Here is a 25,838-nt window from a genome sequence, read left to right as displayed (position 1 = left end):
TACAGTTTTCAAAACCATCTACGGCAATATCTTTTAAAAAGTAGAGATTTGTTGCATTGTCTCACACTTTAATTTTTTTTTATTCTTTAGGAGGAGTTATGCTTCTCATGCACAATAGAATGCTTAAAATTGTATTGTGAATCAAATGCTTATTTGAAGTTTAGACACTTTACTCTTTTTAAAAATAGTTTTTATCGATACACTTACCTTGCTTGGGGGGAGAAGCCAATGATTTTGATGGATACGACCTTAAGAGAAGAGGAGGGAGAAAAATTTAAGTTATTCAGTGCGCTCTTTTTAGTTTTAGAATGATCAATAAGAATATTTATTCAATAAGTTGTAGGTATAAAAATAATATAATTGTGCGTAGGAAGATGATATAATTTAAAGGAGAGAAGTTAAAAGGTGAGGCTTTTTATTTTAAGATATTTTTTTATAATTCATAATGAGATCACTAAAATGCTGAAAGAGGTAGTGGCTATCTTGTGGTCCAGGAGAAGCTTCGGGGTGATATTGAACAGAAAAAACAGGTTTTCCAATGATTCGAATACCACAGTTTGAACCATCAAAGAGAGAAATATGTGTTTCTTGAACATGTTGTGGTAAAGAGGAAGAATCTACGGCAAAACCGTGATTCATCGATACAATCTCAACTTTTCCAGTGTTAAGGTCTTTAACTGGGTGGTTGGCACCATGATGTCCTTGGTGCATTTTCACGGTCTTTGCACCAACCGTAAGAGCGAGAAGTTGATGACCAAGACATATTCCAAAAATTGGTAAATTATGATCAATTAATGTTTTGATTGTTGGAATGGCATATTGAGCCGTAGCTGCGGGGTCTCCTGGTCCATTAGAAAGAAAAACGCCATCAGGGTTCATTGCCAGAATTTCTTTTGCAGTTGTGTGAGCAGGCACAACAGTAATGCGTGCTTTTTGTGTTGCCATAAGGCGAAGAATATTACGTTTAATACCGTAGTCAATTGCAATGATATGAAGATTGTGCACATTGTTTGTACCGTATCCTTTATTCCAACTCCATGGTTTTTCATTCCATTGCATTGATGATTGAGATGTCACGTCTTTCGTAAGGTCAAGATTGACGAGACCTTGCCATTTTTGCGCACGTTTCTTTAAAGAAGGAATATCAAAGTTTCCATTAGCATCGTGTGCAATGACAGCATTTTGTGCACCTTTTTCACGAATAAGAATTGTGAGTGCACGTGTATCAATACCACAAAGTGCAATAATTTTACGCGTTTTAAGCCATTGATGAAGATTTTCATTGGATCGATAATTTGAGGGATGTGTAATGTCTGCTTTGAAAATAGCGCCAACAGCACCATGACAATTGAGAGGAGAGAGATCTTCAATATCTTCGCTATTTGCCCCTACATTTCCTATATGAGGAAAAGTAAAATTAACGATTTGTTGTGTGTATGACGGGTCTGTGAGGATTTCTTCATAGCCTGTGATGGCGGTGTTAAAACACACTTCAGCTTCAGCTATACCTGTAGCACCTGCTCCTTTGCCTTCAATAACGGTTCCATCTGCTAAGACTAAGAGGGCTGTCGGTTTTTTGATACTCCAAGGGTGGCTGGGTGAAGTCGCTTGTATCATAGTATGTATCCACAATTTATTCTCTGAAAGGTATAATGATCAACTTTACACAAAAATCATACCTTTAGCGGATGCTGTGTATATTATTCTGGTAACGTTTCGCTTGAAATAGGCAGTATAAGTACATTCCATGAAGAGGTAAAGTCTTGTTTTAGCTTTTCGAAGATCGAGTCCTTAATTATTTTTTTATTCTCCATTGCAAGATGGATAAAGATTGGTTAAAAGGCATCTTCTTCTTGAACAAAAATTGGATAAATTTATGTTGCGTAACCAGATTGATGGGGCTCTTAGGGCTGCTTTGAAAGCGCAAGATAGTGCGCGTCTTGCTACACTTCGTTTAATGAATGCTGCAGTTAGGGATCGTGATATTCTTTATTATGATGAAGGGAAGCTAGAAGTGGATGATCAGCAGATACAGTCTGTTTTCACTAAAATGCTTAAACAGCGTGAAGAATTGATGCGAGCCTATAAAGAGTCTGGTTGCTTGGAATTGGCAGAGAGAGGACAAGCAGAAATAGAAGTTATTCGTGAATTTCTTCCCTATCAGCTTAAGGAGATGGAAGTAGAACAGGTTCTTTGTGAAGCTTTGGCACAAACAAAGGCAGAAAAATTACGCGATATCGGTAAGGTGATGGCATGGCTTAAGGAACGGTATGCGGGGCAAATGAATTTTTCTAAAGTGTGCAATAGTCTTCGTCAAAAATTGCAATAGATCTTGTTAATTCAAGGGGATTGGAAAATATTTTTTATTGTGCGTCGCCTTTGTAAGTCAGTAGGATGTTGATAAATGTCATTTATCTTGTACATACATACTATTATCAAAAAAATAACTTTTTGATATCAACTAAACTTTTTGGGCTCTCATAGAGCAATGAAATATCTTTTATGTATTATATTTTTCTGTTCTTCAAAGCTGTTAGACCATTAAAAAACAAAAAGATTATAGAGTTTTTACTTTTTTAAAAAGATCTATTGTCAGCACTGTTAAAAATTTTAAAACAGAATGATTAAGCTAATTGATACAGATTTCCAATTTTGGGGAGTGTATTATTGTCTTTTTTGCTGTTTCAAAGCATTTGTTTGATAAAGAGTTACCGTATTTTAGAGTAGTGATTATTCAGCAAAAAATTTAAACGTAGATGGTTTTATCAATATGGTGTGTATCTTTTTAATTCAAGTGCTGGTTTTAATGATAAGAAAATCAGAACTTTAAAACGTTTTTTCTAGGAGAGACATTTTTAAGCTGAGTTTATGAAATAAAAGGATATTTTGAAAAGAAATCTTTGTTTTTAATGTGTTCTTGAGATAATTTTGAAATTCTTTTCTCTGATTAAATCCCTTATAAGCTATATGAAATCTATAAGTTATGCAGAATAAAATGAGTAACCTCTATTTGTGGGGATACAGTGGTGAATCTGTTAAAAATAGTTCAGTTAGCAACAATGGCTTACCCGTTAACCGCAAACGGGAACGGCGTGCCCATAGCGCACCTTGTTGACCAATATGAATGTAATCGCGGGTTAATTTGTCATTGTTAAATAAATAATGTCCTAGAGGTACAGTTCCCAAATGCATCAAGGCTTGATTGTGTAGGAGGGTTTCTTGTGGAATTACAGTGCGTCCAAGGAGCCAAGGTTTATTATCTCCCATTAATATGACTTCGCGTAGCCAATAACGCGCATTTTCGGGGAGATGCTCTGCTTCTTCTGTTAATTTATCTCGCGTAATAAAACATTCGCGTTGTGGTTGAACTTGGAGGCAGGTACAATATTTCTTTAATCGAAGCGTCATTGAGCCCGATTCCATGAGCCAATCGCGAATATTTTCTGGTATTGGAGGATTTTGATCAGAGAACCACTTTAGAGGTGGTAAGATGGAATCTTCAAGATCAGACATCGTTTTACTCCACAGCTAAAGTCTTATTCCATATGTTATGTTGGGTTAAATAGATAGCTCTATTGTAATACAAGGAGTATAAAAGCAGCAAGATTTTAACAGGAAGATATCAAAGGGAAAATCGAAAGCAAAGGTCTTTAAAAGAAGATATGCAGGAAGTATATATTATAGGATTATTTTCATTTAAAAAAGCAAAATAAAGTATTATGTTTTGTTCAAGGCGCTTTCACAATGCATTACGGAAATTTCTTTATCGCATGAGAGCAATGGGAAAAATGTTTCGTGCTTTAAAATTCGTTTGTAACGCATATAAAGAAGAGCTAAAAATTCATCTATGCAAGATGATATAAAGAGGAAATTTTAAGAGGAACAAAACTTTATTTTATACTTTAGAAAGAGAAGAGATATTCAAATCTTTTGAATTGAGATGTAAAGGAGATCGTATTCTTTATAATCAATAATTTTATATTAATGAATATACTTTTTAAAACGTTTAAATATATTATATTATTAAAATTGTGAAATATTACTTCATATAACATAATATGTAGTAATTCTATAATAAATTTACATTAATATTATTTCATATTTATTTTATATAATATTTTATTTTATAGATTAGAAAAAATTCTTTATCATTTTGTGCTTACCTTCTCTTTTTCTTTCTTAAGAATGTAAAAAAGCGCTTCGAGTTTTTCGGTAAAAAGGGTATTGTTGATAGAGTGTATAGGTGTTAAGCATTATACGGTGGAATCTTTAATCATCGTTAGTGACTTTTGTAACCTTATGGGTTGTTATTACAGTGAGATAAGCTGGATTTGCGCACATGGTACAAAAATAATTCGTATTTTGTTAAAGTAACGCAACATATCTCTCCTGATATGCGTAAGTTTATATAGGTATGAAATGGTGCGTTATAAAGTTGTTTACTGCATTTTTTATAATACGGTGATGGTGTATGCCTAAAATCGCAGCTTAAGCATCTCACCATCATATCAAAATTGGTAACAACAAGTTACAGGGGAATATTTTAAACTCTGCTCGTTGTTTCCTAGTTTTGTATTGAATCCCAAAAGGTGTAAAAAATAAATACTCTATGATCGAATTTTTTGTCCTATCCATATAAGAATACAGGCTCCTATAAAACCTGAAATAAGATAGCCAAGCCAACCAGCAAAACTTACACCTAAAAGACTAAAAAGAAAGCTTGCTAGCGCAGCGCCAATAATCCCTAAGATAATATTTAACAATATTCCTGTTTGGCTTTTCATAATATACTGTGCTGCCCAACCTGCAATCCCGCCGATAATAATAGCAGCAATCCAACCGATGTTTGCATTTTCCATGATACCCTCCTTTGCCTGAATTTAAATTGTAACTAGAGTAAACTTTGTAAAAATCAAGGTTTATTCCTTTTTTAACCAGTGGAAAGGATATTTCTTTTAGATATTTTATTTATTACTTTCCTTTATATTAAAATAATACTCACATTTATATTATATATAATACTTAATAAGTATAAATTATATAATACATTTTAATTTATAAACAAATTAATTAATTGAGAAATATGAATAAAAGAAGAAAATATTAGTGAAAATGTTTTAAGAACTCATAAATTGTATTTATAAGCTTTTTAAGCTCTCTCTTAAATTAAAAAAAATTGTGATTAAAGTAATAAGTAAAATGGATATTTAAAAGTTTGGAGCTTGCCAATTGATATCAATGATGTTTGAAATGAAAACTGTTTTGTTAACACGTTATAGCATGGCTGTATAGGTTGAACCTCTACCAATCTTGATATAAACGTTGCATTTTTGTGGGGTTTTGTATTCCTTATAGAGTATTTCTGTTTTGCTGCTACTGTGAAGCGGTTCCCTTTTTACAAGGCGGGTTTAGGTTGGAACTATCATACTCTTGACCTATTCTTTATGTGTTTAACAGTTTTGGCTTTGAGATGGTTAGGCATTTTTACATCTTTCTTCAAGAGTTCTATTCTACACGCTGCTTTGTTTGTAATGTGCAAGCAAATGACTTTGAGCAATTCATCATGAATAGATTTTAAATGAAAGAAACTTACGATGAAGAAAGCTCATTTAAATTGTCGAATAATAAGATATTTTGACTAAATCAATATCTTGACCATATTCAAAATTGAATAATCGATGTGATGTGTGTTTTATTCAAGTTATTTGAAAAGTTTAAGTTTTTTCTGCTTGTTCTTCAGAAGGGTTGCGTAGACGAGAACTTTGAAGAAGTCCCTGTTCTTCTAAAATGGGGTAGATCATTGAGGTCAAAAGAGAGTTGATTTGTTTGAGGTCGCGCACAGTGTCGAGATGAAGACTGGATGATTCTACATTTTTGAGATCCCCTTCACGCAGACGTTTAAAATGTTTTAAACTCATCTCTTTTTCTAAGTTTCGTAGCTGATCTTTTTTTTGTACCAATAGGTGTGCAGTGTGTGTATCACGTGAGACGAGAACGTTAAATGCTATATGCGCGTTGGCTAGTACAATGGCGTGGAAACGAAGGAGGTCACTCCAGCTCTCGCTGCTGAACTGTAAACCTTTTTGTTGTTTCTTTTTAACCAGCATCAACATATTATGAATAATGATATCGCCTGCTTGGTCTAATTTTATACAGGCGCCTAGAAGTTCTTGCGTTTGAAGAGCTTCTTCGTCAGATAATTTTTGTCCCGCTAATCGGGCAAGATAAAGTTTGATGGCGATATGTTTTTTGTCCAATATGGTGTTGAGTTGGTTGAGTTCACGAATAATATTGGGATCAGGCTTTTCATAAAGTCCCATAATTTTTTCTAGCATGATGTCTACAAGATCACAAATATGAATGACTTCACGCATGACATTCGAGAGGGCGAGAGTTGGGCGATCAAGAACACTGTCATCAAGAGCTGTTTGATCAGATAAATTGAGCGTTTTGTCGGCTTGCATTTTTTTTGCACTTATATTCACGATCTGAGTGGTTAATTTTAAAATCCATTTTGAAAGCGGTATTCCAGCAAGGAGAATGAAAACATTAAAAATGATATGGGCGTTGATCACTTGAGTAGGGGCGTTATTGCCAAGCCATGTGATGGGAGGGTGAAAGGAGAGAAATAAGATAAGTATAAAGATTGATCCTGCCCCACGCATGAGTAAATTTCCTAAGGGAACGAGGCGGGTATTAGGAGAGGCGTTGCGCGTTAAAAGTGGTGCTATAAGAGAAGAGCCAAAGTTGACACCAAGAACCATGACAACACAGAGTTGCGTATGGATAAGATCGTAATTGGCAAAATTGACCAGCAAAATGATTCCTGCAATGGATGAATGTAAGAGGTAGGTTAAGCCAGCAGCCAACAAAAAAGTGGAAATAGGATCGGTTGAAAGATAACGAATGATGCTAGGCAAAATTTCGCTTTCACGTAAAGGTTCTGTCGCGGTACTTATCATCTCTAAAGATAAAATCAAAAGACCAATACCGATGACAATACGTCCTATTTGACGCCATTCACGTTTTTCTGTTGTCATGAAGATACAAGTGCCAATTAAAAGACACAAGGGTACAACAAGAGTGAGGTCATAGGTGAGAATTTTTACAACGATTGCTGATCCTAATTCTCCTCCACGTACAGCCATAAGTCCTGCTACTCCAGAGACAAAACCAGATTCAACGAAAGAGCCAACGAGGAGTGTTATTGCTGTAGAGCTTTGTAAAATCATTGCTGTAAAAAGTCCAAAACTTACGGCAAACAATGGTTTTGAAACGACGTGGCACATTTTATATTTAAGTCTGTCACCATAAGCGCGTTCAACTCCTGTGCGCACCATGCGTGTGGCCCAAAGAAGTAAAGAAATAGCGCCGGCAAGATGAAGGAGTACCAATGAACCATTCATGATACTTTATTCTTTCTTTGTTGTTGTGAATGTGGTTGCCTCAAATTAATAAATTGAAGTTTATTGTTTTTATTTCACTTTTGCTTTTAATACTTGATTAAAATCATAACCGCTTGGATTTTGAAAAACCTTTAGACCGAAACAGGGCAGAATGGAATAAAGGTGATCAAAGATATCGCCTTGAATTTGTTCATAGTCGATCCAAACGGTGGTGTTCGTAAAGCAATAGATTTCTAAGGGTAAACCATTTTCTGTAGGAGGTAATTGTCGTGCCATATAGGTCATATTAGGGTTGATGTTTAGATGCTGTTGTAGATAAGCAAAAACATAAGCACGAAAAGTTCCAATGTTGGTTAAACGGCGCGTATTGGCTAAGATATCATGATTTTTATCTAATTGAGCATTCCATTGATCAATTTCTGCTACTTTTTGCGTGAAATAATTTTCTAATAAATTAAATCGGGAAAGATATTTTTGTTCTTCTTTTGTGAGAAAATGGATACTTGATTGATCAATAAAAAGAGAGCGTTTGATGCGTCTTCCACCCGATTCTTGCATTCCACGCCAATTTTTAAAAGGGTCGGTCACAAGTTTACGGATAGGAACTGAGGTGATGGTGTTGTCGAAATTTTGAACTTTAACAGTATGCAAGGCAATTTCAATAACATCACCATCGGCACCGAGATTGGGGATTTCAATCCAATCCCCAACACGAACCATATCAGTGGATGAAATTTGAATACCGGCAACGAGAGAAAGAAGCGTATCTTGAAAAATTAACATGAGAACTGCGGCCATTGCACCAAGACCGGAGAAGAGAATAAGAGGGGAACGGTCAATCAATGTAGCGACCATTAAAATTGTTGCAACAGCAAAAAGTGCAATTTTAGCAATTTGAATATAACCTTTTATTGGTTTTAGTCGTGCTGTTGGTCGTTGTTCGTAAAGGATGTTAATGACATTGAGACAGGAAGAAATTGTCAGGACGACAAAGAAGATAATGAAGGCGTTGGCAACATTACTGATGACAGTGCTAAATGCATCGGGCAATGTTGAGATAAAATTAACACCAATTGAAAGAATAAAAGCTGAAATGATATCCGCTATGTATTGAATAGCATTATTAATATCGATCGTTGTATTTTTGGGGAGAAAAGAAGAGAGTTTTTTTGCTCCGTGAATAAGTAATTTTCGTCCTAGAAAGTTCACTAAAAGGGCAGCTATAGTAAGAATAACAAGCCAAGAAATAGCCTCTAACCACGGATATTGAGCAATAAATTCGATCACTTTTTATTCTCCATTTCTAAAAATATATGCAGTTGAGGGTTTAAAATTTTACAACTGCTTAAGAGGAAGTATTGGAATTATGCTCTAAAGTCGTTAAATATGCAAAAAAGAAATTTCAAACTCTGTGAGAGATAATGCGTTTTCCGCCCGATTTCCTTAATGAACTGCGTACGAGACTCCCAATTTCAACAGTGATTGGGCAACGGGTGGATTTTGATCCTCGAAAAAGTAAGCCTTCACGGGGAGACTTTTGGTGTTGCTGTCCATTTCATGGTGAAAAAACGCCAAGTTTTCATTGTGATGATCATAAAGGGCGCTATTATTGTTTTGGTTGTGGTGTAAGTGGAGATATTTTTACCTTTTTGTGTGAGCTTGATGGATTGCACTTTTCAGAAAGTGTAGAGCGTTTGGCTGATTTTGCGGGAATAAAACTCCCTATTTTGGATTCACAAAGTCATAAACGTCAACTGGAAAAAGCTGACCTTTATGATGTGATGAAAATTGCTACAGATTTTTTCCAATATAATTTACGCGATAAAGAAGGTACGCAAGCACGTCGTTATCTGGATGCACGTGGTGTTACACCAGAGCTTGTAGAGCGTTTCCGCATTGGTTTTGCACCGGTAAGGCGTACAGCTTTGAAAGAAGCTTTGAGTGCACGGGGCATTTCAATAAAGCAAATGGAAGAATGTGGGCTTCTCTCAGTGCATGAGGAGAGCGCGGATTCTTATGACCGATTTAGAAATCGCATTATGTTTCCTATCGAAGATTTGCGCGGACGTGTGGTGGCTTTCGGAGGGCGTGCATTAGAGAAAGAGACACGAGCAAAATATCTCAATAGCCCTGAAACAGTGCTGTTTCATAAAGGAAATATACTTTATAACGCGGCAGCAGCTCGCAAAAATAGTCGCTTTGTTGGCGATGAAAAAATTCATTCACTCCTTGTTGTTGAGGGGTATATGGATGTCATTGCATTGACTAAAGCTGGTTTTGAAGGAGTTGTAGCACCCTTAGGGACAGCATTAACGGAAGCGCAAATTGAGCTTTTATGGCAGATGGGGAAGGAGCCTATTTTGTGTTTTGATGGTGATGATGCTGGTTTAAAAGCTGCTTTTCGTGTTGCTGATCGTGTGTTGCCTCTTTTAAAGGCTGGGGTTTGTGTACGCTTTGTTTTGTTGCCACAAGGGAAAGATCCTGATGAAATTGTTTGTGCTGGTGGAGCACAGCTTTTTTCTTCTTTTTTGCAAAAAGCTATTCCTTTGAGTGAACTTTTATGGTGGCGTGCTACCTATGGAAAGCATTTTGAAATTCCAGAGACACGAGCAGCGCTAGAAAAACAACTAAAACAACAAATTTTTACGATTAAGGATGAAGATGTCCGTCGTTATTATTTGCAAGATGTAAAAAAACGCCTTTTTGATTTTTTTCGTCCCTCTTTTTCGAAAAAAAGGGGGGAAGGGCGATATGGTCAATCTTCACCAAATAGGACCTTTAAAGATCAAACCTTTTCTCTGTTAGCAAATTCTGAAATAGTACGAAATTCTTCGCAATCTATCCCTTTGCGTGAAGCAGTGATTTTACTCACTTTAGCTTACTATCCTGAGTTGTGGTATGAAAATTTTGAAATTCTTTCTGAGTTAGAATTAAAAAATACTCAATTGATAATTTTTCATCAAGCTATGTTGGAAATTCTTGGGGACCAACAGCTTCATGATAAAGAGACGATGGTTGCATTCTTAGAAAAAAGAGGGCAAAAGGCTCTGTTAGAGCGTATGAAACATCTTGTGCAAAATATTGGTATGCGTATTATTCCTGGTGGAGCCCCTATAGAAGATGCGCGTGCTATATTAAAACAAGCTGTCTACTTGCATCTTCAAGAACACCACCTACATAAGAGGTTACAGGATATTGAAGAGCAACTTGTAGAAAATCCTAAGAGTGAGGTTTTTGATCTGCTTCGTGAGGTAAAAAATGAGCTGGAGCAGATGCAGGCAACAGAAGCGTTAATTGAAGGATTTGGAAGTTGGTTGGATGAAAAAATAGACGGGAATACACAAGATACGATAAAATGATTCGCTTTTTTAATGCGAATCAGTCACTTAAATTTTAGATGAGGAAGTTTATGTGGAGTGACATTTTTATAAAGATGACAATTAAATTTTAGGAAAAGCGGGTAAATTTTAGGAAAAGCGGGAAATTGGTTCTTACGATAGGGTGCAGAGATTATCTCAGAAGGGCTGAGAGGTGTCGGGGAAACTTCTGGAGTTTTCCCGCGTTTTTGTCTGGATGTCAAGTTAGTCTGGATGTCAGGGCGTATACAAAATGTATTCTTTCCAATGGTAATCTCTTAACAGGAAGTATATATGAGTAACTATTGGTAGATTTTAGTGAGAACAAAAAAACTGGTCACATGGAAACTATGGTTACATGGAAACTGTGAAGTGATCGAGTGGAGTTATGGTATGGCAACAAAGGTTAAACAGAAAGATAATGCAGAAGTAACAAACCAAGCGAGTTTGGATAGTCCTCTTCTTGATTTTTCTGATGATGCCATCAAGAAAATGATTAAACTTGCCAAAAAAAATGGTTACGTAACAATGGATGAACTCAATGCAGTTCTTCCTTCTGACGAGGTTACATCCGAACAAATTGAAGATATCTTGGCGATGTTCTCTGAGATGGGGGTTAATGTTGTGGATGATGAGGATGAAGTTGAGTCTGAAAATTATGAAGAAGAAGTTACGGTAGAGGGGGGGGATTTAGTAGAAGCCTCTAGCCACGCAATTGCAACGACAACGAATAAACGCGAAGTAACAGATCGTACGGATGATCCGGTGCGTATGTATTTGCGTGAGATGGGAGCTGTTGAGCTTCTTTCGCGGGAAGGCGAAATTGCCATTGCTAAGCGTATTGAAGCAGGGCGTGAGACAATGATTGCGGGACTTTGTGAGAGTCCTTTGACTTTCCAGGCTCTTATTATCTGGCGTGACGAGTTAAAAGAGCAGCGTATTCTTCTTCGTGAAATTATTGATCTTGAAACGACTTATGCTGGTCCAGAAGCAAAGCAGGCTCCTGTTATTGAGCGAAGTGAAGTTGATAAGACAGTAGAAGAAAAAATGTCTTCTGGTATACGTAATATGGGGGAGAGCGCGGGAGAGAGAAACATTGAAGACGATGATGAAGAGGACGAGGACGATGTTAACTTATCGCTTGCTGCAATGGAAAATGAACTTTGTCCTCAAGTTATGGAAACATTGGATTTTATTGCTCAAACCTATGTGAAATTACGAAAATTACAAGATCAGCATGTTGAAAGCAGTTTGGCAGAGCGTAAAGAGGGGGCTCTTACATCTTCTCAGAAGAAGAAATATATTCAATTAAAGGGTGAGTTGATTCAAGCAGTAAAATCCCTTTCTTTAAACCAAAATCGTATCGAAGCTTTGGTTGAACAGCTTTATGACATTAATAAGAGATTGATTCATAATGAAGGTAAGCTGAAACGGATTGCCAATAGCTATGGCATTGGCCATGAGGATTTTTTAAAAGAATACCAAGGGCGTGAATTGGACGCGGATTGGATGAATTATATTGCTGCTTTGCCTACACCTGGTTGGAAAGAGTTTTCGGTGCGTGAAGCAAAAGAAATCCAAAAACTGCGAAGTGAAATACAAAATCTTGCGCAAGAAACGGCTATTTCGATTGGTGAATTTCGTCGGATTGTTATGCAGGTGCAGAAAGGTGAACGCGAATCAACAATTGCAAAAAAAGAGATGGTAGAATCTAATTTGCGTCTTGTCATTTCAATTGCAAAAAAATACACCAATCGTGGTTTGCAGTTTCTTGATCTTATTCAAGAGGGCAATATCGGTTTGATGAAGGCTGTGGATAAGTTTGAATATCGGCGCGGCTACAAATTTTCAACTTATGCAACATGGTGGATTCGTCAAGCTATTACACGTTCAATTGCTGATCAGGCACGTACAATTCGTATTCCTGTTCATATGATTGAAACAATTAATAAAATCGTTCGTACCTCGCGTCAGATTCTCCATGAAATTGGACGAGAACCAACACCAGAAGAATTATCTAGCAAGCTTTCTATGCCGTTAGAAAAAGTACGAAAAGTTCTTAAAATTGCAAAAGAACCTATTTCTCTCGAAACGCCTGTTGGTGATGAAGATGATTCCCATTTGGGTGATTTTATTGAGGATAGGAATGCGTTATTACCAATTGATGCAGCTATCCAAGCTAATCTGCGAGATACGACAACACGCGTTCTTGCTTCATTAACACCACGAGAAGAACGTGTTTTGCGGATGCGTTTTGGAATAGGGATGAATACCGATCACACATTGGAAGAAGTGGGACAGCAGTTCTCAGTTACAAGAGAGCGTATTCGTCAGATTGAAGCAAAGGCACTTCGTAAATTAAAACATCCTAGCCGTTCACGAAAATTGCGCAGTTTTCTCGATTCTTAAATAAAAGAATTCGTGTGCATTTTAATAACTTCCTCCTTCTTCTTAATGAAGGGGGGAGGTGCTTCATGTTGTACTTGGATACTTTCTTGAGAAAAACATAGGAAGAATTTGAACAATCTAGAAAGTTTTCGATGTTTAATGTTTTTCTTAGCTTGGGGGCTTTATACTTCTCTGTCTCAAAAGAATAGATATAGGGCAAAGGGTGGTTATGGAGTAGAGAGTAGGGGGCTTTCAAGAAATGAACGATAAAAACATTACCTTGCGTATAGCGCGGCTCGTTTTTAAGAAATGAGATCTGTTAGGAATAAACTTATATTGCAACATACGGACTTTTTGATGAAAAATGTATGTTCTTTGCGGAATTTTTCTATCATTTTAGGTGACGCATTTTATTCTTCGTTAAGTTTACAAAGAGATGTTTCAATAGGTTATGTTCATTTATATGCGCTATTTTTGAATATTCTCTTTTTATTCAGATAGCTTTTAAGAACATGGTTTAAAGTATACATTGAGTTGAATCTTTTTAAGAGACAGAAATAGATAAAATTATAGAAATTAAACGTTTCATTTTTTATAGATCGTCTTAATTAAAAAAGGTGTGTCTGAGTTTATGAGTGGAGAACTTCCCTTTTGGAAAGTAAAAAAATTAGAAGAGATTTCCATTTCTGAGTGGGAGAGCCTTTGTGATGGCTGTGGCTGTTGTTGTCTCCATAAAGTTGAGGACGATGATACGGGTGACCTTTATGCAACCAGTATTGCTTGTCGTCTTTTAGATGGGGAAACCTGCAGGTGTCGAGATTATGCTCATCGTAAATCAATTGTACCAGATTGTATATCGCTAGACATTACGACAGTTAAAACAGCGCGTTGGCTCCCAGAAAGTTGTGCTTATAGATTAATTTATGAGGGAAAAGATCTTCATTGGTGGCATCCATTGGTATCAGGGGATTGTCAGACGGTACATACAGCGCATATTTCTGCACGCGGACAAATAGAGATTTACGAAGACGAATTATTATCTGAGGAAGATTATCTTTATCACATTACTGGTCTTCTACGTGAAGGCCAGTAATATGATTTTTTATACAACTTGTTTGTGACTTAATCGATCGCAAAGACTACAGTGACGCTCACGTTATAATTTAATTCACCACCTGCAAAATTTGTATTTGCGTAGCTTACATCTGCTGCTCTACTCATGAGACGTGGTGTTGGGTGATAGTAATCATCCTTTTCATTGATTTCAATAATTTTTCCTAATTTTAAATCGGCTGCTTGCGCTATCGTTTGCGCTTTTTCAATGGCTTCAGTAATGGCTTTTTTACGTGCTTCTTGATAAAATGGCTTTGTATCTGCGTTGGTAAAAGTAATGCCGTTAACTGAATTAACACCTAGTGTCATCGCTTGATCAAAGATTTTACCAGCATTGGTAAGATCACGAATGCGCACGGTTAAAGAATTTGAAACATGATAGAGTTTTTCATTATTCTTTTTTTCGTGGTGTTTATCAGAGGTCGACTGATAAATGGATAAGCCTGATGTTTGCAAATCATTTGCTTGGATGCCATTGTTTTTAAAAGCGTTTATAATATCATTGATGGATTGATTATTGGAAGCTAATGCCTTTTGGGCAGTTTTGTCATAGGTAACAACGGCTAGATTAATAATGGCCATATCCGGTGCTGCTTGACTTTCTCCGATTGCTGTCACTGTAATCGTTGCATTTTTCATTTTATTTTCTTCAGCATAAGCACGTACAGTCAACGATGTGGCTAAGAGTGTAAATGCTAATATAACTGTTTTAACCAGAGAACTCTTCAGTGGTTGAATTTTCTTTTCTATCATATCTATACCTTTATATTTGTCAGTTAATTATTCTCTCATTTTTAAGAGTTTTTGTAAAGAAATTAGAGCACTGAAAAAAAAACCAATAGAAAAGAGAAAAAGATGGGTTATAATCTTTGTCAGCTCTTGTATCATAGGGCATTTTAGTTTAGAGAGAAACAACCTATTTAGGGCCTGTAGCTCAATTGGTTAGAGCCAGCGGCTCATAACCGCTTGGTTGGGGGTTCGAGTCCCTCCGGGCCCACCAATAGGGAAATGTACAATAGAAAAATGGATCGCTTATATAAAAGTTTTGAGATTCTACCTTTTTCGTTTTTTATTTATTTTCCTGTTTGTTTTAGAAGCTTTTGGTCGTTGTTTGTTGCAGTTTTTTCTCTCAGTCGCTTTAATATGATGGTATGTTTTCTTAGTCTCATCAAAGAAGTTCTCTCATTTGCAACCTTTTAGCATTTGAATTAACTGATATGGGTCGCTATTTACTTTCTTAATTAATATACTGTTTTGTACTTTTTCTATATGGTGTTCTTCATAAAATAGAAGGCTAAAAGCTTCATTGGATAAGTTTATTTATACTTGTTCTGCAAATAAACAGACCTCAATAAAACCAATTTTAAAGATTGTACCTGTTCAGAACAAATGGCTCAAAAAACATTTAGTGTAAATTTGCTTTTTTCTAAGTGATGTTAATGTCTTTTAGACGTTCGAATAGCATCATTGTGATGAAAGGTTAGTGTATAAGAGAATGTGATCTATGGGCATTGATATGTATCATGGGGCAACGATGATAACATTTGTTGTTATTTTCTTTTTCCCAAGAAAGGAATTCTATTTAATATCTTGAGAAATATTGTTCATAGTGACGGTGGCGTGTTTTTTGAAAAGAATTTTATTAATTGTTCTTTGAAAAGTCAATTGAGTGATTGTTTCTATCGCTTTGCATCATCCAGATTCTATTGTAATAAGCATTTTATTATTCTGTAAGAAATGTTTTCTATGATATTGGAAAATTTGTTAAAATGCCATTTTCTGTTTTTGTGTATTTTTTGCTTAATGTTTAAATTATAGAGTTTTCATGTGATCCGAATTATTATTGAAGAGCAGATGTCTTTTTTGATTTTACTCTGATAAGGAATTGGCAATATTGCGGTAACCCTAGCACTTTTTTGTATTGCTAACATTTTTCTCGTATTGATCGTATAGAGAGTTTTATCTTTATTATGAGTTTTTTCTCTTATGAAAAATTATTGGCAGGGAGGGTGTTTTTTTGGAAAAGTATACTTCTTCTTCAAAGTCATACTTTTAAAATATAATTCTTCATTTGCATAAGGGAATTTCTCTCTTGTTGTAAATCTGTATAAAATTTACGTACAAAGATTGTGCGTGGTGATTCGTTTTATTTTTTTGATAGTATCATTTTTGCTTATGATAGAGACTTATATTAGTATTTACAAGGTGCGTTTAGAGGGGAGGTTACCTGTAAATGTGTTACAGAGTTTTAGGTAGTGTGGCTCTGTTTATAAGAATTTATTCCTATAACATTGTTATATTCTCGCTTTGCAATATTGTTAAAAAAACATAGATGGTGCTATGTAGAATAAATTGTGATGTATTTTTTTCAAAAAAGCTTTTTCGTGTTCTCTTATATAGAGTTCAGGAGTGTCTTCAGGGATATTTTCACATTAGTTTTTATTGGTCCGAATCGCAAGATCTGCGTAACATTATTCGCGTTTTTGATAGATTATACCAATTTTCATAAGAAGGTCTGGATCGTGTGATGCTTTCTGTTTCACCATGGTACATGACTAATAGAACTTCATCTGATTTTGTAAAATAAGTTTGTACACAATTGCTTCCATACTGCCTATTGCAAATATTTTTTTCTAAGGTAGAGATATATTTTAAACGCTTTAGCGTTATATAGTGTGACTACATGGAGTATGACTATGAAGAATGATAAAAAATTTGAAACAACTTTATCTGATATTATTGTGAAATGGGAGTCTTTATCGACGTCTCAAAAGCAAGCGATATTGGATAAAGTAGAAAATTCTACAGATTCTGCTCATTCAACAGAACATTTAAGGCTTCAATCTTCTTTTTATCTCCAGACGAAATCAAAGTTATGAGTTTTAAGTCTTCATCGGAGATGTTGAAACCAGTTATTACATATATGGCACTAGCATTTCCCAGTGTATTCAAAATAGCCATGAGTTTATCTACAGAAGGCCTCTTGCCTCCATTTATCATTTGTTGGACGTAATTTTGTCCACAGCCTGCAGCTCTGCTTATTTCAATCATTGTTCGTCCGTCACTTTTTATCAATTCAACTAAGCGTTGGAACCAATCTTTTTCAGTCTTTGTCATTTTTAGACCTTTACATATTTACGCTATAGCGTTAATATTGCGTTGCGAATCCAGAATATATGATACAAGGAGCGTGAAAATATCCATGTGTAGCTCTTCGCTAAGGAAGCATATAGAGTTGTTTTTAACTAATAACAAAATGTCCCCATACACTTTCAGATTCGAATCAATAAAAATGGTTGCTTAGTTCCACGGTTGTGAAAAAGTAAATGTGTATACCAGAAAGGGCGATACACACTCGTATGTTTATGAGATTTCACTATGATAGTATACGTAGCAGCATTATAAATCAAGATATACCCCAACATCAGAATTTGTAAAAAAAATTCTGCGTTGAGGTAGTGTGTGAATATAACGAAGCTTTAGAGCCTTAAGAGATAGGATAATGGCTGTAGAAAAAATGTAAATTGCATAGATAAAGAATACTGATTTCTTCTTTATTGTAATAAATTAGATCACTATCAGATGGTATATCGTATATATGCGTAAAAAAAATGGGAAATATCAAAAAAGTGATCTTGGATATTTTATTAAACAGGAAGGTAATCTGATCCACAAAGGTGGTTGTTTGGTAGAATTGTACATTCGATCAATGCCCTTATGGGGATGAATGTGTTTTTATGATGCTGCGGTTTATAATGAAGTCTGTGTTTATAATGATATTGTTATTGATAACAATGCATTAACATATGGTTGTTTAGTTGTTCGTAAGAGTTCGCATGTTTATGAAAAATAAGAACTTTATCGTTATTTGAATATGAGTGGAGATGCATATGTTTATGCTAATGCGGTCTTTTTTGATCAAGTTTTGAATGCTCAATGTATTGAATTTTGTGGTGATACTCGTGATTTTAGAAAGGCTCGAGTTTATAATGATGCTTTAGTTTGTGGTGATGTAAAGATTTGTGGGAAGGCAAAATTTTACAGAAATGCTGTGCTTTGTGACACTGAAGATTTTTGTAATAATGAAAAACTTTCATATATAGCCGCATTCCACATGGCGTAAAAAAGGAAGATAGGAACGATTTGGGCAAGGCTTGTATGATTGGATTACGTCGTTAGTTTTATCTGACGTTCCTTATTTTTTGTATTTTGTGTCAATAAATGTGTCGCAAATAATTGGTGTGAGTGTAGATTTAGCCGCTTTCAGAGATTTGTTTGCGTCATTTATCAATGCTTTAATGGAGAAAATAAGAACGCCGAGAGTGATTGTTCACACTTGGAACATGCGATTTATTGCATTCTTTTTTTGATTGAGGATGAAACAAATTGGTCAAGATGATCACTTGAGCGACAATTAAGGGAGATCCAAATGAGTGTAAACGAAATTTTATTGGGAGCAATGATTGTTGTTTTGTTGTGCAGCGGGGTTATATTTCGATTTTCTTTATATTATCGCAGTCAAGTGAAAATTTTAAAAGAGGAATCTAGAAGAATAAAGCATGAGTTTTTAAGAGATTCTATGAAGATGACTGAAGAACGAGATAGGGCTATTAGAGAGCAAAGTATGGTGATTAAAAGACGCGACCAAGCAATTGAAAAACTGAAAAAACAAATTAAGCAATATGAAAAAAATGAAAAGAAATATAAAAAAATGCTTAAATCTGAAGATGATAAAGAGTGATTGTATTCATATTTTGCATTAAAGGGTTTGGAAATGTGTTAGGAAGATTGGAATGACGAGAGAGATAAACTTTAATGAAGCCAATTATGGTGCTGATGGAGAGATTGTATTGGAAGAGAATATTCAAGTTTACTCTGATTTTATGACAACATTTAAGGTTATAAGACAGAGCGTCGTTGATCATAAAATAAGAGTTTATGATGATAAACCAGTTTATAGGTAGGCTAGTTATTAAAAAGCGCGTCTATACAATCCAGCAATTTTATATTATTGCTGGAAACAGTTTTGCACGTTCTTTTTAGATGTAAGGTATAAATGCTACGATAGTTTCAGCTAATAGGTATAAAAAATTGCATGATAATAGAAAGAAAGAGATATTTGCTTTTTATGAAGATGAAATGGGTAAGTCAGTTATGATTATCAGATACAGAAGAGGAATATGAACGTAAAAGATATTAATATCTTGTAGAGTAAATATATTTCTCATTGATGATTTATCTTCTCTTCATGTGCGTTTATTTTTTATGAAAAATACAAAACTTAAGAGATTTTCTTTTTGATAAAGGCTATAAAGATTTGAGTATGATTGAAAATAAACATATAATCTGTAAGAATATGAATGTTCTTTGTGAGTGTCAGAAATAATACAAAAACTTCCTCTCATTGAGGGCAAATCAATCACTTTTCATTTATCACAAAAGTAACTACCATACCATTATACAAAATAAACGCTTGTTTTAATGGTAAAGAACGTTAGGACTGTAGTTCTCTAATAAGAGCCTTATGTGTAATTTCTTTTATTTGCTCAATATTGATTAGGATATCTTGTTTTGTTGGATAACCTTTACTAGAAAAAGCAATTTTTTGTGCATCTCCTGAGATTAAACGCCAGTACCATTGATTGTGAACTCCTTGAAACACCTCAAAATACATGCTTCCCACCTCATAAAATAGCTGATAATTTTCAGGATAAATATTTAACTAATCCGCTTGTAAACATTAATGTATGTCTCTCTAGGAAGTCGTCAATATATTCCCCTTAAATTTTCTGACCTTAAAAAATAATTTCTATGAGAGCTATTATTCTTTTAACAAGAAAAAATTTATTGTCAATAAGATATGAATGAGAATTTTATACTATAAAATTATTTTTTTTAATTTAAAGACACTATACTTTCATTTACAACGCAAATATTTTTCTGTCGTTACAGAAATAAAGTTTATAAATTATATAAAACTTCACCAGCACGGATAAAGTAAAAAAATACTTCTTTCCATACTGGTGTTTAATCATTTCTTGCTTTTTCTTTTGAAATAGACGTTTATTGATTAGCTATAACCTCTTTTTGGGATACGCTTCGAATGAGTAAATCAATGAATAAGCTAAGGGTATAAGAATTGGCCATTTTAGCTTTCATATCGATAAGAGAGGTTGTAGTTTTAGGGTTAAAACCATTTGATAAACCTTGTCTTGACAAATATTGCTGCAATTTTTCATAAGAACTGTCGATTTTTTCTTGATTTAGTTTTTCGTTACGATCACTATCGGCAAGTGTTTCTTCCAGTCCCTCGATTTTTTTAATAAAATAATTCCAGTCAAAATCACCTTTTGTATATTCGGTGTCAAACATTTTTCCTTGTCCAGTTAAAAGCCAATTAATATTGACACCATATAACGTGCGGTATGTTTGTAAGACACTAAGATTGGGTTCTCTCTCTCCACGCTCATAAAAAGCAATGGAATTTTTTGTCATGCTAAAACTTTTAGCTAAGGTTTCACGCGATGGATCGCCTAAAGCAAGACGTACATAACGTAAACGTTTTCCAAATATGGTTTTTGATTCAGTTTCAGGACGTGCCACGAATTATCTCCCTCGGTAAATCATCATGGTATAAATCATTAAATAATAAAAGCACACTATGTATTAATATTCTATGATATAATGTCAATATTATAGCTTTAATTTCTTGTTATTTTTTTTATTTGTGTAGATAGAAAGCAATCTTGCACTTATTGTATTGACAATTGATATTCACTTCAAAACAAAATTCCTTGTTGCTACATTTGTCTCTTGCTTTTTTTGAGAGAATTTTCATGTAACTTTACCATATATATTCTATACACCTCTGCATTAATAGATGCAACTTTAAAGAGATGCAAACTTTGGATTGGTACTGGGTGTGCTTAGATGAAGTAGAAAATAAACTTTGAGGAATGATCATGTCCCTATTACGCTATTTTGGGTTTGCTTTTTTTTTCACGATTATTGGTGTCTTTTTAGGAGGGGTTATTGGTTGGTTTGAAACGGAAAGCATTACTGGTTTTCTTAAATATTTTTTTATTTGCTTTGTTTTAGGAATTTTGGAAATTTCTTTATCTTTTGATAATTCTATTATCAATGCGCGTGTTCTTAGTAGAATGAGTCCATTGTGGCGTCGTCGTTTTCTTATATGGGGCATTTTGATAGCTGTATTTGGGATGAGAATTGTTTTTCCATTATTGGTGGTTGTCGTTGCTGTTGGGATTAATCCAATTGCGGCAGTCAAATTAGCGATATGGGAACCACATCGATATGCTGAAGTTTTAACCGATGCGCATATGGGGATTGCTGCTTTTGGAGGAACTTTCCTTATGATGGTTGGCTTAAAATATTTTTTTGATTCTGAAAAAGAAGTGCATTGGCTTAATGTTATAGAGAGATCTGCTCAAAAGTTTGGGGCGCTTGTTGGAATTGATATTGCAATTGTTTTGATTTTGATCTTATTTGTTTCAGCTCAGATTGACGCAGAAAATAAAATAACTTTTTTATTGGCAGCACTTTATGGACTTTTGACCTTTATCGGTGTTGAAGTTGTCGGTCATCTCTTGGATACTCCTCAAAAGACTTTAACAACAGTAGCTCACGGGGGAGTAGGGGCGTTTCTTTACTTAGAAGTTCTTGATGCTAGTTTTTCTTTCGATGGCGTGGTTGGTGCTTTTGCCTTTTCACACAACCTTTTTATTATTGCGATAGGTCTTGGTATCGGAGCATTTTACGTTCGTTCTATGACAATTATGTTGGTTGAATCAGGAACATTATTGCATTATCGTTATTTAGAGCATGGTGCTTTTTATGCAATTCTAGTTCTTGCAGTGATTATGTATCTGCAAACGATTATATCGGTTCCTGAAGTTTTAACAGGACTTGTGGGAGTCTGTATTATTGGAATGGCATTATATTCTTCGATTCGTTTTAAGCATCGTCAATTAGATAAACATGTTGTATCTAAGTAATGGAGATTTCTTCCTTTTTCACACTTTTGTTTATCGCATATCTTTGAATAGAAAGAGGTCTTTTATGCAAAAAATGCCATGTTATTGCTTATTGATGTTTTTGTTTTAAAGAGGAGATCATTGCACGATTTCCCCTCCATGAGGGAAATAATGTATAATCTTTTGGATAACTTTTGACGTATAGAGGCTTTTTGACTTCAATATAAGGTGCAAGTTTACGCTATACTTTTTACCAGCTTTCAGTATCATAACTGCTCTTGCATTTAATGATTCATAAGAAGCCTTTTGGCTGTTTTTTTTTGCAAGATTTTTATTCATACATCAATCCTATTTGTGATGTTTTAAGAGAATGGTGTTGAAATAGGGTTGAAATGAGAGAATTTTACGATATTTTCGTTCCTTACTTAAATAGGTAAAAAAAATTATTCATTATAAATCAGAATGTTATAATGGTAGATGAGAAAAGAATATTTTAGGAGAGCATTAACAGTTCTATCCCTGCTTCGTTCATAGTTTTAAGCATAGTGTTTAGTGATCCGTTTACATCAATACCAGCACAAGCATTTAATGAAACACTGACTTTAAAACCGTATTGTATAGCGTGAAGAGCAGAGAATCCGACACAAAAATCAGTTGCTAAGCCACACATAATGAGCTTAGTAAAACCATGTTCTTTGAGATAAACTTGTAAACCTGTTGGTGTTTTTTGATCATTTTCAAGAAAAGCAGAATAGCTATCCATTTTTTGATTATAGCCTTTTCTAAGGATAAGTTGTGCCTTTTCTGCTCTAAGAGATGGATGGAATTCTGCTCCTTGTGTTCCTCGTATGCAATGATCAGGCCAAAGTATTTGAGGACCATAGTCAAGAATGACTGTATCATAGGGCTTTTTTTCAGGATAACAGGAAGCAAAGCTGCAATGGTTTTTGGGATGCCAGTCTTGGGTTAAGATAACGTGGTCAAAATGATTTATGAGATTATTGACGGCGGGTAAAATAGCATCACCTTGAGGTACGGCAAGTGCTCCACCTAGTAAGAAGTCATTTTGAACATCAATGACGATTAAGGCTTTTTTTTCCATAAATATATTCCTATACGAGATGAGCTTTTATCGTATTTTTAAAAAGCTATATGTCGTCTTGAAGTTTTGAAATGATGTGCTGGATATTGATATTATTTTTATAATTATCAAGCCAAAAGAGGGGGATGGATAAGTTTTTACAATTGGTTTTATAGTTTTTTACGAATTGTAACCACGTACCAATGGGAAGTGCGCTGTAGTCATTTGTTGCTACGTGTTGATGCAAAGCTTTCATGATCATTGGGCTTGGGACGTCAGATCCCATAAGGCGGCGGTCGTTTTGTAAACGTAATTTAAGCCATATCAAGGCAAGGGGTGAAGTCCATTGCTTTCCGTAGCAAAAAATCGATGAAAAAAGAGAAGGATTTTTTACTGCGTAATATAAAGCCCATAAAGCGAGAAAAGAAGGCGCATAGAGAATTGCTTTTCTTTGTGGTATCATATTACATTGATAAGTCGGTTTAATACGATAAAAATACAATGTTATATCTGGTATGGAAAAGAGAGGCAATGTTTGATAACAGGTTTCAGGTACAGCTAAAAAGATTTGCTTTTTGCTCTTTAGGGGGATGTTTTTTTGCATTCAGGACCATACTGGGGCTTGTGAGATTAGAAAAAATGTACCAATATAAAGCGAAAGCTTTTGATACGACGTAAGTGCTATTTACTGTACAGTTTCAAAAAGCAAAAGCAGTTTTTTCAAAATCCTAATCTTTAATATCGCATAATATAAAGAGAAATTTATGGCACGTCAATTTATCTATCATATGGCTGGGCTTAACAAGTCTTACGGCAATAAAAAAGTTCTAGAAAATATTCATTTGTCTTTTTATCCAGATGCGAAGATCGGTATTTTAGGGCCGAATGGTGCAGGGAAGTCAACTATTTTACGTATTATGGCTGGGCTAGATAAGGAATATACGGGAGAAGCATGGATTTCTGAAGGAGCACGCTGTGGTTATCTACCACAAGAACCTTTGCTTGATGCGAGCAAAGATGTGCGTGGTAATGTGATGGAAGGTGTTGCAGATAAACAGGAAATTCTTGAACGTTATAACGAATTGATGATGAATTATAGCGAGGAAACGGCTGATGAAAGCGCACAGCTTCAGGATATTATTGACAGTCAGAATCTTTGGGATTTAGAAAGTCAAGTGGAAATGGCTATGGCTGCTCTTGGCTGTCCGCCAGCCGATGGGGATGTAACAAAACTTTCGGGTGGTGAGAAGCGGCGTGTTGCACTTTGTAAATTGCTTTTGTCAAAACCTGATTTATTACTTTTGGATGAACCGACAAACCATTTAGATGCTGAAACGACGGCTTGGCTTGAGAGGCATCTACGTGAATATCCTGGGGCTGTGCTTTTGATAACCCATGATCGTTATTTTCTCGACAATGTAACGGGGTGGATTTTAGAATTAGATCGCGGTAGAGGTATTCCTTATGAGGGGAACTATTCTGCTTATTTGGGGGCTAAAGCCAAGCGTTTGGCTCAGGAAGGCCGTGAAGAGGCAGCGCGTCAACGTGCTTTATCACGTGAGCAAGAATGGATTGCTTCTAGTCCAAAAGGGCGACAAGCAAAGTCAAAAGCTCGGATTAAGGCTTATGATGAGTTGGTTCAAGCAGCACGTGAGCGCCGTCCTGGAGAGGCGCAAATCATTATTCCTATTGGAGAAAGATTAGGACAAGTTGTTATTGAGGTTGATAATCTCTCTAAAGCTTATGGTGAACGTGTATTGATTGATTCTCTTTCTTTTAAACTTCCTGCTGGTGGCATTGTCGGCGTTATTGGGGCCAATGGTATGGGAAAGTCGACCTTGTTTAAAATGTTGACGGGACAGGAAAAGCCCGATTCAGGTCAGATACGTATCGGTGAAACAGTTCACATGAGTTATGTGGATCAGAGTCGCGATTCCTTGGTGGGGGATAAAACTGTTTGGGAGGAAATTTCTGGTGGAAATGACATTATTAAATTAGGCAAATATGAGATGAATAGCCGCGCTTATTGCGGGGCTTTTAATTTCAAGGGGGCAGATCAGCAGCAGAAGGTGGCAAATTTATCAGGAGGGCAGCGCAATCGCGTACATTTGGCGAAACTTCTAAAAGAGGGGGGGAATGTGCTTCTTCTTGATGAACCGACAAATGATCTTGATACTGAAACATTGGGTGCATTGGAAGATGCATTGGAAAATTTCGCTGGTTGTGCAGTTATCATATCGCATGATCGTATGTTTCTTGATCGATTGGCAACACATATTTTAGCCTTTGAAGGTGATGGTCATGTAGAATGGTTTGAAGGTAATTTTGCTGAATATGAGGCTGATAAAGTTCGTCGTCTTGGGGCGGAATCTCTTAATCCTAAGCATGCAAATTATAAACCTCTTACACGCTAGAATTTTTTATCTTATCGCAACTTTGTTAGAATAATAGTGTATTTTATTGCGTTTGTTATTTCATAAATAAAGTGTGTGTGTACTCT

23 protein-coding genes and 1 tRNA gene are annotated in these 25,838 nt (G+C 35.4%); 12 read left to right on the top strand and 12 right to left on the bottom strand.

From position 1 onward, the window contains the following. Window positions 1–420 precede the first annotated feature (420 nt). Entirely contained in the window at window positions 421–1,617 is a 1,197-nt protein-coding gene (carA, locus tag ACFIMG_RS06560) for a glutamine-hydrolyzing carbamoyl-phosphate synthase small subunit (RefSeq protein ID WP_375611964.1), read from the bottom strand. A 214-nt stretch (window positions 1,618–1,831) separates the two neighbouring features. Between carA and ACFIMG_RS06555 the strand changes: the two genes are divergently transcribed. Next, window positions 1,832–2,329 (top strand): GatB/YqeY domain-containing protein, encoded by a 498-nt coding sequence (locus tag ACFIMG_RS06555; RefSeq protein ID WP_375678630.1) that lies wholly within the window; start codon window positions 1,832–1,834, stop codon window positions 2,327–2,329. A gap of 677 nt (window positions 2,330–3,006) precedes the next feature. Here ACFIMG_RS06555 and ubiC read toward each other — a convergent pair. The 4 genes from ubiC to ACFIMG_RS06535 form a co-directional block, all read right to left on the bottom strand. Continuing rightward, entirely contained in the window at window positions 3,007–3,513 is a 507-nt protein-coding gene (ubiC, locus tag ACFIMG_RS06550; protein ID WP_375678628.1) for a chorismate lyase, read from the bottom strand. A 1,094-nt stretch (window positions 3,514–4,607) separates the two neighbouring features. Further along, window positions 4,608–4,859 carry a GlsB/YeaQ/YmgE family stress response membrane protein gene (locus tag ACFIMG_RS06545; RefSeq protein WP_375611967.1) on the bottom strand — a complete coding sequence of 84 codons (252 nt, stop codon included), beginning with the start codon at window positions 4,857–4,859 and terminating at the stop codon, window positions 4,608–4,610. A gap of 855 nt (window positions 4,860–5,714) precedes the next feature. Next, on the bottom strand, window positions 5,715–7,406 hold the full coding sequence (locus ACFIMG_RS06540; RefSeq protein ID WP_375678627.1) for a Na/Pi cotransporter family protein: 1,692 nt from the start codon (window positions 7,404–7,406) through the stop codon (window positions 5,715–5,717). 69 nt (window positions 7,407–7,475) lie between these two features. After that, window positions 7,476–8,693: a mechanosensitive ion channel family protein gene (locus ACFIMG_RS06535; RefSeq protein WP_375678626.1), complete on the bottom strand. Its 1,218-nt coding sequence runs from the start codon at window positions 8,691–8,693 to the stop codon at window positions 7,476–7,478. Window positions 8,694–8,827: 134 nt separating this feature from the next. Between ACFIMG_RS06535 and dnaG the strand changes: the two genes are divergently transcribed. The 3 genes from dnaG to ACFIMG_RS06520 all read left to right on the top strand — a co-directional run bounded on the left by dnaG (window position 8,828) and on the right by ACFIMG_RS06520 (window position 14,243). Further along, on the top strand, window positions 8,828–10,765 hold the full coding sequence (dnaG, locus tag ACFIMG_RS06530) for a DNA primase (protein WP_375678625.1): 1,938 nt from the start codon (window positions 8,828–8,830) through the stop codon (window positions 10,763–10,765). A 390-nt stretch (window positions 10,766–11,155) separates the two neighbouring features. After that, window positions 11,156–13,171: an RNA polymerase sigma factor RpoD gene (rpoD, locus tag ACFIMG_RS06525; RefSeq protein ID WP_375611971.1), complete on the top strand. Its 2,016-nt coding sequence runs from the start codon at window positions 11,156–11,158 to the stop codon at window positions 13,169–13,171. A 610-nt stretch (window positions 13,172–13,781) separates the two neighbouring features. Next, complete coding sequence (locus ACFIMG_RS06520; RefSeq protein WP_375628795.1) at window positions 13,782–14,243, top strand: YcgN family cysteine cluster protein; 462 nt, start codon at window positions 13,782–13,784, stop codon at window positions 14,241–14,243. Window positions 14,244–14,272: 29 nt separating this feature from the next. On the opposite strand, the gene ACFIMG_RS06515 is transcribed toward ACFIMG_RS06520, so the two are convergent. Continuing rightward, window positions 14,273–15,016 carry an SIMPL domain-containing protein gene (locus tag ACFIMG_RS06515; protein WP_375613351.1) on the bottom strand — a complete coding sequence of 248 codons (744 nt, stop codon included), beginning with the start codon at window positions 15,014–15,016 and terminating at the stop codon, window positions 14,273–14,275. 170 nt (window positions 15,017–15,186) lie between these two features. On the opposite strand from ACFIMG_RS06515, the gene ACFIMG_RS06510 reads away from it, so the two are divergent. Both ACFIMG_RS06510 and ACFIMG_RS06505 read left to right on the top strand, forming a co-directional pair. Beyond that, window positions 15,187–15,263 (top strand) — tRNA-Ile (locus ACFIMG_RS06510). Between the two features lie 1,696 nt (window positions 15,264–16,959). Continuing rightward, window positions 16,960–17,142: a hypothetical protein gene (locus tag ACFIMG_RS06505; RefSeq protein WP_273790801.1), complete on the top strand. Its 183-nt coding sequence runs from the start codon at window positions 16,960–16,962 to the stop codon at window positions 17,140–17,142. On the opposite strand, the gene ACFIMG_RS06500 is transcribed toward ACFIMG_RS06505, so the two are convergent. After that, window positions 17,066–17,380, bottom strand: coding sequence for a helix-turn-helix domain-containing protein (locus ACFIMG_RS06500; protein ID WP_007347852.1), 315 nt, complete (start codon window positions 17,378–17,380; stop codon window positions 17,066–17,068). The two genes, ACFIMG_RS06505 and ACFIMG_RS06500, sit on opposite strands and share 77 nt — an antisense overlap. Window positions 17,381–17,990: 610 nt before the next feature. Here ACFIMG_RS06500 and ACFIMG_RS06495 point away from each other — a divergent pair. From ACFIMG_RS06495 to ACFIMG_RS06480, 4 genes are all read left to right on the top strand, one after another. Beyond that, window positions 17,991–18,116: a hypothetical protein gene (locus ACFIMG_RS06495; protein WP_375613352.1), complete on the top strand. Its 126-nt coding sequence runs from the start codon at window positions 17,991–17,993 to the stop codon at window positions 18,114–18,116. Between the two features lie 15 nt (window positions 18,117–18,131). Then, window positions 18,132–18,386, top strand: a complete 255-nt coding sequence (locus ACFIMG_RS06490; protein WP_375611976.1) for a hypothetical protein — start codon at window positions 18,132–18,134, stop codon at window positions 18,384–18,386. A gap of 306 nt (window positions 18,387–18,692) precedes the next feature. Continuing rightward, window positions 18,693–19,004, top strand: a complete 312-nt coding sequence (locus ACFIMG_RS06485; protein ID WP_375613354.1) for a hypothetical protein — start codon at window positions 18,693–18,695, stop codon at window positions 19,002–19,004. Between the two features lie 52 nt (window positions 19,005–19,056). Then, window positions 19,057–19,227, top strand: a complete 171-nt coding sequence (locus tag ACFIMG_RS06480) for a hypothetical protein (RefSeq protein WP_375613355.1) — start codon at window positions 19,057–19,059, stop codon at window positions 19,225–19,227. A 530-nt stretch (window positions 19,228–19,757) separates the two neighbouring features. Here the strand turns inward: ACFIMG_RS06480 and ACFIMG_RS06475 are convergent. Together ACFIMG_RS06475 and ACFIMG_RS06470 are read right to left on the bottom strand one after the other, a co-directional pair. Beyond that, window positions 19,758–19,937: a DUF1508 domain-containing protein gene (locus ACFIMG_RS06475; protein WP_142416545.1), complete on the bottom strand. Its 180-nt coding sequence runs from the start codon at window positions 19,935–19,937 to the stop codon at window positions 19,758–19,760. Between the two features lie 389 nt (window positions 19,938–20,326). Next, window positions 20,327–20,866 (bottom strand): helix-turn-helix domain-containing protein, encoded by a 540-nt coding sequence (locus tag ACFIMG_RS06470; protein WP_375611979.1) that lies wholly within the window; start codon window positions 20,864–20,866, stop codon window positions 20,327–20,329. A 359-nt stretch (window positions 20,867–21,225) separates the two neighbouring features. On the opposite strand from ACFIMG_RS06470, the gene ACFIMG_RS06465 reads away from it, so the two are divergent. Further along, on the top strand, window positions 21,226–22,278 hold the full coding sequence (locus tag ACFIMG_RS06465; RefSeq protein ID WP_375628804.1) for a DUF475 domain-containing protein: 1,053 nt from the start codon (window positions 21,226–21,228) through the stop codon (window positions 22,276–22,278). A 117-nt stretch (window positions 22,279–22,395) separates the two neighbouring features. Here ACFIMG_RS06465 and ACFIMG_RS06460 read toward each other — a convergent pair whose 3' ends face one another. The 3 genes from ACFIMG_RS06460 to ACFIMG_RS06450 all read right to left on the bottom strand — a co-directional run bounded on the left by ACFIMG_RS06460 (window position 22,396) and on the right by ACFIMG_RS06450 (window position 23,942). Next, window positions 22,396–22,596: a hypothetical protein gene (locus tag ACFIMG_RS06460; RefSeq protein ID WP_375678624.1), complete on the bottom strand. Its 201-nt coding sequence runs from the start codon at window positions 22,594–22,596 to the stop codon at window positions 22,396–22,398. Between the two features lie 154 nt (window positions 22,597–22,750). After that, window positions 22,751–23,359 carry a bifunctional nicotinamidase/pyrazinamidase gene (gene pncA, locus ACFIMG_RS06455; protein WP_375678623.1) on the bottom strand — a complete coding sequence of 203 codons (609 nt, stop codon included), beginning with the start codon at window positions 23,357–23,359 and terminating at the stop codon, window positions 22,751–22,753. A 46-nt stretch (window positions 23,360–23,405) separates the two neighbouring features. After that, window positions 23,406–23,942, bottom strand: a complete 537-nt coding sequence (locus ACFIMG_RS06450) for a hypothetical protein (RefSeq protein ID WP_375611982.1) — start codon at window positions 23,940–23,942, stop codon at window positions 23,406–23,408. A gap of 160 nt (window positions 23,943–24,102) precedes the next feature. Between ACFIMG_RS06450 and ettA the strand changes: the two genes are divergently transcribed. Beyond that, entirely contained in the window at window positions 24,103–25,752 is a 1,650-nt protein-coding gene (gene ettA, locus ACFIMG_RS06445) for an energy-dependent translational throttle protein EttA (RefSeq protein ID WP_375613359.1), read from the top strand. The last annotated feature ends 86 nt before the right edge of the window (window positions 25,753–25,838 follow it).

It is taken from the genome of Bartonella sp. AP11XZML, from assembly GCF_042196445.1.
Lineage (GTDB): Bacteria > Pseudomonadota > Alphaproteobacteria > Rhizobiales > Rhizobiaceae > Bartonella.
This window is presented reverse-complemented; position numbering and strand designations above follow the sequence as displayed.

Bases quoted from the DNA above. Each gene is read 5' to 3' on its own strand.
- rpoD (WP_375611971.1), top strand. From the start codon at position 11,156: ATGGCAACAAAGGTTAAACAGAAAGATAATGCAGAAGTAACAAACCAA.
- ACFIMG_RS06480 (WP_375613355.1), top strand. From the start codon at position 19,057: ATGACGAGAGAGATAAACTTTAATGAAGCCAATTATGGTGCTGATGGA.
- ubiC (WP_375678628.1), bottom strand. From the start codon at position 3,513: ATGTCTGATCTTGAAGATTCCATCTTACCACCTCTAAAGTGGTTCTCT.
- ACFIMG_RS06505 (WP_273790801.1), top strand. From the start codon at position 16,960: ATGAAGAATGATAAAAAATTTGAAACAACTTTATCTGATATTATTGTG.
- ACFIMG_RS06460 (WP_375678624.1), bottom strand. From the start codon at position 22,596: ATGAATAAAAATCTTGCAAAAAAAAACAGCCAAAAGGCTTCTTATGAA.
- ACFIMG_RS06500 (WP_007347852.1), bottom strand. From the start codon at position 17,380: ATGACAAAGACTGAAAAAGATTGGTTCCAACGCTTAGTTGAATTGATA.
- carA (WP_375611964.1), bottom strand. From the start codon at position 1,617: ATGATACAAGCGACTTCACCCAGCCACCCTTGGAGTATCAAAAAACCG.
- ACFIMG_RS06450 (WP_375611982.1), bottom strand. From the start codon at position 23,942: ATGCAAAAAAACATCCCCCTAAAGAGCAAAAAGCAAATCTTTTTAGCT.
- ACFIMG_RS06540 (WP_375678627.1), bottom strand. From the start codon at position 7,406: ATGAATGGTTCATTGGTACTCCTTCATCTTGCCGGCGCTATTTCTTTA.
- ACFIMG_RS06495 (WP_375613352.1), top strand. From the start codon at position 17,991: ATGTGTTTTTATGATGCTGCGGTTTATAATGAAGTCTGTGTTTATAAT.
- ACFIMG_RS06520 (WP_375628795.1), top strand. From the start codon at position 13,782: ATGAGTGGAGAACTTCCCTTTTGGAAAGTAAAAAAATTAGAAGAGATT.
- ettA (WP_375613359.1), top strand. From the start codon at position 24,103: ATGGCACGTCAATTTATCTATCATATGGCTGGGCTTAACAAGTCTTAC.
- dnaG (WP_375678625.1), top strand. From the start codon at position 8,828: ATGCGTTTTCCGCCCGATTTCCTTAATGAACTGCGTACGAGACTCCCA.
- ACFIMG_RS06475 (WP_142416545.1), bottom strand. From the start codon at position 19,937: ATGTATTTTGAGGTGTTTCAAGGAGTTCACAATCAATGGTACTGGCGT.
- ACFIMG_RS06515 (WP_375613351.1), bottom strand. From the start codon at position 15,016: ATGATAGAAAAGAAAATTCAACCACTGAAGAGTTCTCTGGTTAAAACA.
- ACFIMG_RS06485 (WP_375613354.1), top strand. From the start codon at position 18,693: ATGAGTGTAAACGAAATTTTATTGGGAGCAATGATTGTTGTTTTGTTG.
- ACFIMG_RS06545 (WP_375611967.1), bottom strand. From the start codon at position 4,859: ATGGAAAATGCAAACATCGGTTGGATTGCTGCTATTATTATCGGCGGG.
- ACFIMG_RS06465 (WP_375628804.1), top strand. From the start codon at position 21,226: ATGTCCCTATTACGCTATTTTGGGTTTGCTTTTTTTTTCACGATTATT.
- pncA (WP_375678623.1), bottom strand. From the start codon at position 23,359: ATGGAAAAAAAAGCCTTAATCGTCATTGATGTTCAAAATGACTTCTTA.